This is a genomic window from Rhodoferax sp. UBA5149 (genome assembly GCF_002413825.1).
Lineage (GTDB): Bacteria > Pseudomonadota > Gammaproteobacteria > Burkholderiales > Burkholderiaceae_C > Rhodoferax.
In genome coordinates, this window is the sequence record NZ_DHXT01000088.1 from 27,011 (window position 1) to 29,156 (window position 2,146).

3 protein-coding genes are annotated in these 2,146 nt (G+C 59.7%); 2 read left to right on the forward strand and 1 reads right to left on the reverse strand.

Features of this window, described 5'->3' with window-relative positions; translation table 11 throughout:
* The coding region (locus B3V69_RS07525) for a tRNA-uridine aminocarboxypropyltransferase (protein WP_296445254.1) at positions 1 to 576 on the reverse strand (576 nt) is incomplete at its 3' end.
* Positions 577 to 1,037: 461 nt separating this feature from the next.
* On the opposite strand from B3V69_RS07525, the gene B3V69_RS07530 reads away from it, so the two are divergent.
* Both B3V69_RS07530 and B3V69_RS07535 read left to right on the forward strand, forming a co-directional pair.
* Positions 1,038 to 1,496: a PA2169 family four-helix-bundle protein gene (locus B3V69_RS07530; protein WP_296445256.1), complete on the forward strand. Its 459-nt coding sequence runs from the start codon at positions 1,038 to 1,040 to the stop codon at positions 1,494 to 1,496.
* 402 nt (positions 1,497 to 1,898) lie between these two features.
* Positions 1,899 to 2,146 (forward strand): hypothetical protein (locus B3V69_RS07535; protein ID WP_296445258.1); only part of this gene is annotated, 248 nt, incomplete at its 3' end.

Below are 2,146 nucleotides of genomic sequence, written 5' to 3' on the forward strand. Positions count from 1 at the left end.
CAAGGCCAGGCACAGCGCGGCCACCTCCGAGGTGCACAGGTGGTCATCGCGGGTCGAGCGGCGCAGGCGGTAGCGCGAGAGTTGTTCGGGCTGCAGGCTGAGCACCGGCAAGTGGTTCAGGTAAGGGCTTTTGCGAAACATCTTGCGGGCCTCCGACCAGGTGGCATCGAGCAGCACAAACAGCGGGCGTTTGCCGGGAACCTGGGGCACCTCGGTAACGACGCGCTCAGGGGCGACATACTCGCCGGGAAACACCAGGCAAGGCGCCCATTGCGGGTCGGCCAGCAGGGCCAGCAAGGCGGGGTCCACTTGCGTGCGCGACCAGCCAAAGGCGGCGGTGTCCGGCACCACGTCGGCGATCAACCAGCCGGTGTTGCTGGGTTTGAGCGGCTCGATGTCGCACATGATCAGGCACATGCCGGCGCGGGTCGTCACTTGGGGGCGCAGGGCACACAGGCAGTGGCTGAACATCACCCGGCAGCTGAGGCAGCGCGGCGCATGCGAACCACGGGCAACAAAGGGCTTGTCAAAGCGCGCCAGACGCTGCTCGCGCAGGCGGGCGACCGCATGGCTCATGCCGCTGCCCATGGATAAAAAAAGACGCAGGACATAGGTGGGCCAATGGGTTGAAGTAGCGCCGGGATCAGGAGGTTAACGGCGGGAGCCGGGATTATGCAGCGCCCCCGGAGCATAAATCCTATCCCGCATGCGCGGCTTGGCTTAACGCTTTTTCAGCCCATTTATTCAGGAAAAGTGCAAGCATTGCGGATTAAGCGCGTCGCCCTGTTCGGCCTGGGCCCCCAGGAACGCTACCCCAAGCGCTTTGTGTTCCAAACGGGCCCTTTGCTCGGAGCAGAACATCGTCGGGCAATGTTCGCTGGGGCACAGACGCTCTCAATTCACCAACGTAAATTCGCAGGGTCGTGCTGCACAGCGGTGATTCCGCTAACCACCACGGCGTTACGGCCGACTACCGGCCGCGGTCTATTTACCCTCTGCCGTGGTGACGCGGCGCCTGCTAAACGAAAAGGACTTTTATGAACCAACCTTCAATGAAACCGGATCAAGTAGTCAGCACACTCAACAGTCTGATTGAACTCAACCGCGACGCCCAGAAAGGCTTTCAGGAAGCTGCCGAGAAGATTGATGCGCCACAGATTAAAACATTCTGTTTTGAACAAAGCCGTTCCCGCGCACAGTTCGTTGGTGAACTGCAAACACTGGTGCACTCCCTGGGAGACGAACCTGACAACACGGGTACCGTTTCAGGGGCGCTGCAGCGCGGCTGGATGGATCTGAAGTCAGCCTTGGGTGGCGGCGACCGTGCCATCCTGGCGGCCACCGAAACCAGTGAGGATCACGCCGTCAATGCCTACAAGAAAGCGCTGGCGAAAACCCTGCCGTCGGATGTGCGGGACATCGTTGAGCGCCAGTTTCAAAGCGTCCAGCAAGCGCACGACAAGGTCAAAACGTTGCGAGACAGCCTGGGGAAATAGGCCGCGTATGAACTCTGTGCGGCCCCTCAATTGCCTTAAGGTCCAGTTTCGGCGTGCCACGAGCCTTGGCCCTGGATTTAGCCATTTAGCGAACAAGGATTGTCATGTCTCTTACACCAGCGAACCCTGAATCACAGCCCGTCACCGCGAAGCCCCTGACCAGTCCGGCAATTGTGGGCAAAGGGCTGCCGCTCCCCCATGAACGCGATGAATCCACCAGCAGCGTTGCCGACGCACCTGACCCTGCGATGAAGCAGGCCAAGCGCGATATTGACGCGGGCCTGGTAGATACCGATATGAGAGCCACGCCCGGCTTGGACGCCAAGCTCCGGACCAAACTTGTGCCGGGCCCCGGAGGCAAGCCACCACCAACATCTCTTACCCACGTCACAGGAGACATCAATGGAAACTCTTAATCTTCCCGGCAAAAGTGAAACTGCATCTGACGCTGCAGGTGATATGGCCGGACATGTCGCCACCTCAGCGGCGCACCTGCTGGACGCCACTCAAGCGGCGGGCAAAAAAATCGGTGTCGTTGCCCATGAAGAAGCAACCGGTTTACGAGCTGACCTTGATGACCTGATTTCCCATCTGGCGAGTTATTCCGAGCTTGAACTCATTGCGGCCAAAGAAAACATTTTGGCGAAGGT

Bases quoted from the DNA above. Each gene is read 5' to 3' on its own strand.
- B3V69_RS07530 (WP_296445256.1), top strand. From the start codon at position 1,038: ATGAACCAACCTTCAATGAAACCGGATCAAGTAGTCAGCACACTCAAC.